Source organism: Rhodococcoides navarretei (genome assembly GCF_038069675.1).
Taxonomy (GTDB): domain Bacteria; phylum Actinomycetota; class Actinomycetes; order Mycobacteriales; family Mycobacteriaceae; genus Rhodococcoides; species Rhodococcoides navarretei.
Window position 1 is genome coordinate 1 of record NZ_JBBPCN010000002.1, and the last position, 5,155, is coordinate 5,155.

8 protein-coding genes are annotated in these 5,155 nt (G+C 46.2%); all 8 read left to right on the forward strand.

Annotation, left to right across the window (positions count from 1 at the left end):
• A partial coding sequence (locus tag AABD04_RS25000) for a pelota family protein (protein WP_341443144.1) occupies positions 1 to 371 on the forward strand: 371 nt, incomplete at its 5' end.
• Positions 372 to 387: 16 nt separating this feature from the next.
• Positions 388 to 918 (forward strand): MFS transporter, encoded by a 531-nt coding sequence (locus tag AABD04_RS25220; protein WP_423228252.1) that lies wholly within the window; start codon positions 388 to 390, stop codon positions 916 to 918.
• 209 nt (positions 919 to 1,127) lie between these two features.
• Complete coding sequence (locus AABD04_RS25005) at positions 1,128 to 1,568, forward strand: MFS transporter (protein WP_341443150.1); 441 nt, start codon at positions 1,128 to 1,130, stop codon at positions 1,566 to 1,568.
• A 56-nt stretch (positions 1,569 to 1,624) separates the two neighbouring features.
• Positions 1,625 to 2,179: a hypothetical protein gene (locus AABD04_RS25010; protein ID WP_341443145.1), complete on the forward strand. Its 555-nt coding sequence runs from the start codon at positions 1,625 to 1,627 to the stop codon at positions 2,177 to 2,179.
• A gap of 180 nt (positions 2,180 to 2,359) precedes the next feature.
• Positions 2,360 to 2,851 (forward strand): type II/IV secretion system ATPase subunit, encoded by a 492-nt coding sequence (locus AABD04_RS25015; RefSeq protein ID WP_341443146.1) that lies wholly within the window; start codon positions 2,360 to 2,362, stop codon positions 2,849 to 2,851.
• Positions 2,852 to 3,143: 292 nt separating this feature from the next.
• Positions 3,144 to 3,716, forward strand: a complete 573-nt coding sequence (locus tag AABD04_RS25020; RefSeq protein ID WP_341443147.1) for a hypothetical protein — start codon at positions 3,144 to 3,146, stop codon at positions 3,714 to 3,716.
• A complete protein-coding gene (locus tag AABD04_RS25025) occupies positions 3,664 to 4,131 on the forward strand; it encodes a type II secretion system F family protein (RefSeq protein WP_341443148.1) in 468 nt (155 codons plus the stop codon). Before AABD04_RS25020 ends, AABD04_RS25025 begins: the two co-directional genes overlap by 53 nt.
• A gap of 28 nt (positions 4,132 to 4,159) precedes the next feature.
• On the forward strand, positions 4,160 to 4,930 hold the full coding sequence (locus tag AABD04_RS25030; RefSeq protein ID WP_341443149.1) for a type II secretion system F family protein: 771 nt from the start codon (positions 4,160 to 4,162) through the stop codon (positions 4,928 to 4,930).
• Positions 4,931 to 5,155 lie beyond the last annotated feature (225 nt).

Consider the following 5,155-nt stretch of genomic DNA (forward strand, 5'->3'; position numbering starts at 1 on the left):
CTTCGATTGGCAGAAGGGGATTTATCGAGGTTTTGAAAAGAAGGGTAATAGACAAGATTGTTGGCGAAATAAGGCTTGCAGAAGAAGCCGAGCTTGTTGAAAGGCTCCTCGAAGGCATTGCAAAGAATGAAAAGGTATCTTATGGTCTTGAAGATGTTAAAAGGGCAAAGGAGTATGGAGCGATCGAAATTCTGCTAATTTCGGACGATTTCTTGTTGGAAGAAAGGGAGAAATGGGACATAGATGGCTTCATGGAAGAAGTCGAGAGGACGGGTGGAAAAGTTTTGATACTCAGCTCGGAGTTCGAACCTGGAGAGATTGTCTCGAAACTCGGTGGTATCTGTGCGATCCTCAGATTCAAGGTCGAATAAGTGGGCAATCTTCGCCGTGCTTTCAAGCATCTATTTCTTCGTTTACTTCCACAGAACGTCTCCAGCGGTTATTGCAGACGAGTTCATGAGAGAATTCGCCGTTTCGGCGCTTGCTGTTGGACTTCTTTCTCCGGTATATTTTTATCCATACGCTATTTTACAAATTCCTGTTGGTGTTCTTTCTGACACGAAGGGGCCAAGATGGACCGTAATGATTTTCACCTTGCTGACATTCTTCGGCGTCCTCACCCTTTCCTTGGCTAACAGCTATGAGATGGCAGTAGCTTCGAGACTTCTAATTGGAATAGGTGTTGCGGGTGTTTATGTTCCCACAATAAAAATTATATCTGTCTGGTTCAAGCAGAATGAGTTTGCAACTGCAACATGTTCTTCTTTTTGCAATCGGAAATCTCGGGGCAATTCTCTCAGCCTATCCTCTGGCCCTTGCGATAGAGCTGATTGGCTGGAGACTCTCAATTTCATTTGTTGCCGCGATTACTGCTCTTCTAATATTCCTCTGCTGGAAAATCGTGAGAGATGCTCCTAAGGATTATAAGGAAGAGAAGCTGCAAAGGAACGACTTTTTTTTGGTCCTGGGCAATTTCTCACTCTGGCTAATCGCAATTTCTGCAATGCTCAGATATGGAGTCGTGATGGGATTTCAGGGGCTCTGGGGTGGACCATATCTAATGGATGTTTACGGAATGCCCAAGGCAACAGCCGGGAGCATACTGATGCTCATCGGAGCTGGGAACGATTGTTGGAGCGCTGATCTTCGGAAGGATTTCGGACCTCATCAGGCTCAAGAAAATCGTGCTAATCTTTGGCGGTGTTGGCTTCACAATTTCCTGGCTTCCGCTCGTGATAGCCACATCTGCTCTCGACTTCACTTCAATCTGCCTCATCTCCTTCCTAATGGGATTCTTTTCAAGCACAGGCCCGGTTGCCTACGCGATCGTAAAGGACCTGTTTCCTCTCAGGATGACAGGGTTTTCGACAAGCGTCGTTAACGTATTTCCGTTCTTCGGCGCAGCACTGTTTCAGACGATAATGGGTTATCTGATGGACTCGGTTGGCAGGATTGATTCCGTATATCCTGCGGAAGCCTACAGGCTTTCCTTCGAATTTTGCCTCCTCGCATCAATAGTCTCGATTGTCTGCGTGGTCTTCGTGAGAGAAAATGAGGGGGTGGATTGATAAACTTTCAATTTTGCAGGAAAAGAATATATATCTTTGAAGCAAAATATAACGAAATGATTGAAAGATATGAAATCCTGAAGAGATTCGTAAAAGCTGATGTGCTCGAAATACCGAAATTCGAGAACGTGGTTAGCGAGTACTGGGTCGCAGAGCCATTTATAAAGATCGTGATCTTCGAGGATCTCGAGTATCACAAACTCAGATACTTCGCTATCGAGCCCTCTCTGAACGTTGAGGAAGTCAAACTTATTGCATCGCTCATAGTTGACTTAAGGCGTATTCTCACGCTTCTCGACGTTTCACAGGAACTTGAAGAGAGGGCAAAAGCCCTCGTAAAAAATTTTGAGAGACTCACGAGGGAGTATGGGATTGAGGTTGAAAGTGGCCTTTATGCAAGAATGCTATACTATCTTTTCCGGGAATTTTTCGGGTTCAGCGTTATAGAGCCCCTTATGGTTGATCCAAACGTGGAGGACATTTCCTGTGACGGCTACGATATTCCAATATTCGTTTACCACAAGAGCTATGGGTATCTCGAGACAAACATCAGGATCCCCCAGGATTGCTTTAGACAGACTCGTGATGCTTCTGACCCAGAAAAGCGGTAAGCACATTTCCTTGGCGAACCCAATTGTCGATTCCACACTCCCAGATGGGAGCAGGCTTCAGGCCACCCTCGGGACAGAGAATTACGCCGAGAGGCTCAAGCTTCACGATAAGAAAATTTGCGACCCAGCCACTCACACCTCTCGACTTGATAAGATTTGGAACAATTCCCTTGGGGATTCATGGCTTACCTGTGGCTCGCAATAGAGCACAAGCTATCTGCAATTGTCGTCGGAGAGACCGCAAGCGGAAAAACGACAACGCTTAATGCGATACTGATGTTCGTTCCCCCTGATGCGAAGGTCGTTTCCATTGAGGATACGAGAGAGATAAAGCTTTACCACGACAACTGGCTCGCTCAGGTTACGAGAACAGGCATTGGAGAGCAGGAGATTGACATGTACGACCTGCTGAGGGCAGCATTGAGGCAGAGACCGGATTACATAGTCGTTGGAGAGGTCCGCGGGCGGGAAGCGCAGACCCTGTTCCAGGCGATGTCGACTGGCCACGCCAGCTACTCTACATTCCATGCAGGGGATATAAACCAAATGGTTTACAGATTTGAGAGCGAACCGCTTAACGTTCCGAGAAGCATGCTTCAGTTTTTGGACATCGTGCTCGTGCAGAACATGTATTTAATGAGTGGAAGGAGGATAAGGAGGACAAAGAGATAAACGAGATCCTCGGTATTGACCCAGCGGACAAGCACTTGCTCGTAAATCAGTTTGCAAGATGGGACCCGAAAAGAGATGAGCATGTTGAAGTAAGCGTTCCGAAGAAGCTCGAAAAAATTGCGATGTCGAGAGTCGACGATGTTTACCTCGAGCTCGAGAGGAGAAAGAGGTATCTGGAGTGGATGATCAAAAAGGAAGTCAGGGATTACACGGAATTTACGAAGCTAATCCACAGTTACTACAGAAATCCTGAACTGGCATTTTCTAAGGTCGTACGATCGCACCGAATTTCATGAAAAAATACTTCAGAGATAAGCTGGACGCCAATGCGAGCAGGTATTCCGAGCTTGACAAAGCCATAGAGGGGGCAAGGCTTAAAATCACGACTCCTGAATTGCTCGCCGCCTCACTCTTTTACTCTCTCATAGCAATGATTGCAGGAGTTATACTCGGAATTCTCATCTCTCTGTTTCTTAGAAAAACGTTTGGAATTGAATACGTCTATCTTGGTGCGGTTGTAGAATTCTGGAAAGTCCAGATTGGTATTTCTCTGGCCTTTGCAGTCCTGTTTTTCGGAATTACGAGGTATCTGGTTCTCTCATATCCATATTACGTTGCGAGTTCGAGAAGGGGAAAGATAGACGCTGCTCTCCCGCACGCCGTCAACATGCTTCTCGGAATGGCAAAGGGGAACGTGCCGATTGTCTCCGCATTCAGATTCATCGCTGAGAACAGGCACCTTTTCAGCGAGCTGAGCACGGAATTTGAAAAGATTGTCGTCCTCGTTGAAATGGGAGGGATTGGAGAGTGCCATGAAGTTTGTGGCGGAAACAACTCCTTCCGAGAGACTGAGGATTTTTCTTGAGAACTTCATAGACATCTACAAGGGCGGTGGGAACGTCCTGGATTACTTGAAGGCGAAGTCCGATCAGTTCTTTTCCGAGAAAGAAAGGCTTTACACACTCTATTCCGAGTCCATGCAGATAATCGCGGAGATATATCTCGCACTCTTCATAGTTGCACCACTCTTCTTCCTCATCGTTCTCGTCGTTTTCTCAATGATTGGTAGCTCGACCCTTGCCCTCTACCGTATCTTCATTACACTCTTCTGCCAAGTAGGAGCCTTAATCGTCCTCTGGTTAGCCTACTCCTCAACGGCCCATGAGAGCAGAAGTATAGGCAAATTTGAAACTGAAACTGAAGAAATTCTGGCAAGGACTTCAGAGAGGCCACCAGCATTCAGGTTCAGGAAGTTGAGGAGAGGGTTCAATAAGATCTAAGAGCTTTCTGCTCTATCCCATCATCGAGATGCCATATGTCGTGAAATTCAAATACCTGCTATTTTACCTCCTCCTGCCTCCACTGGTTTTCTTTACGATCTTCTACGGAAAAATGGAGTTCGACTACCTCCTCTTTACGACTTTTCTCGCATTCGGGTTGCCAACTGTATTTTTCGTTGAGTATCGTGAAAGATTACTCAGAAAGGCTGAAGGGGAACTTCCTGATTTTCTGAAACAGCTTGCTTCTCTTAACGAGGCGGGATTAAACGTTGTCGAAGCTTTGAAAAATTTGAGTGAGACCGAAGCAGGGATTTTGGGAAAGGAAATAAAGACGATAAAGAGAAGAGTTGAGTGGGGAGAACTCGTGACCTCTGCCTTTATAAAGCTCGAGCGCAGAATTAAGAGCAGTGTTTTCCAGAAGGCGATCTCGATGCTTGTAAAAGCGATCGAGGCTTCACCAACCATAAGAGAAGCATTAATCGTTGCCTCAAATTTCTCAGAGCTCGAAATAGAGATGAGAAAGAGGCTAAGGGCTATGATGAGTTCCTACGTTATTATCATATACTTGGCCTTTGGTGTCTTCCTGTACACAACCTACGTGCTGATAAAGAACATGATTTCCGTCTTTGCCTCAATCGAAGCTCCTCAATTTGCAGGTAACGTCAACTTGGCTGAGCTTGAAAGCGTATTCCTGGAAACATCGATACTCGTCTCCGTTTTCTCAGGACTCGCCGCAGGCATCATGGGAGAGGGAAGAATTGAAGCTGGGCTAAAGCACGTATTCATCTGGTGGCGATAACGTATGTCTTCTTCAAATTCCTCGTTTAAAACAAGGCTCTCAGCCCACTTTGCCGATGCATTTGTTTGCGAGGGGAGTAGGTTATACAGTGGAAGGATGGCTTACGTTCTACGACGAAAGGAGAGGGAATGGAAACCACTTGATGGTAAAGGAACAGGTTAACGGCAGGGAGATCAGAAGCAGAGGCAAGAACGGGACTCTTCTCCTTTCATTCCTCTCCCCTTA

Coding starts and splice junctions, on each gene's coding strand:
- AABD04_RS25025 (WP_341443148.1), top strand. CDS start 3,664: ATGAAGTTTGTGGCGGAAACAACTCCTTCCGAGAGACTGAGGATTTTT.
- AABD04_RS25015 (WP_341443146.1), top strand. CDS start 2,360: ATGGCTTACCTGTGGCTCGCAATAGAGCACAAGCTATCTGCAATTGTC.
- AABD04_RS25010 (WP_341443145.1), top strand. CDS start 1,625: ATGATTGAAAGATATGAAATCCTGAAGAGATTCGTAAAAGCTGATGTG.
- AABD04_RS25020 (WP_341443147.1), top strand. CDS start 3,144: ATGAAAAAATACTTCAGAGATAAGCTGGACGCCAATGCGAGCAGGTAT.
- AABD04_RS25030 (WP_341443149.1), top strand. CDS start 4,160: ATGCCATATGTCGTGAAATTCAAATACCTGCTATTTTACCTCCTCCTG.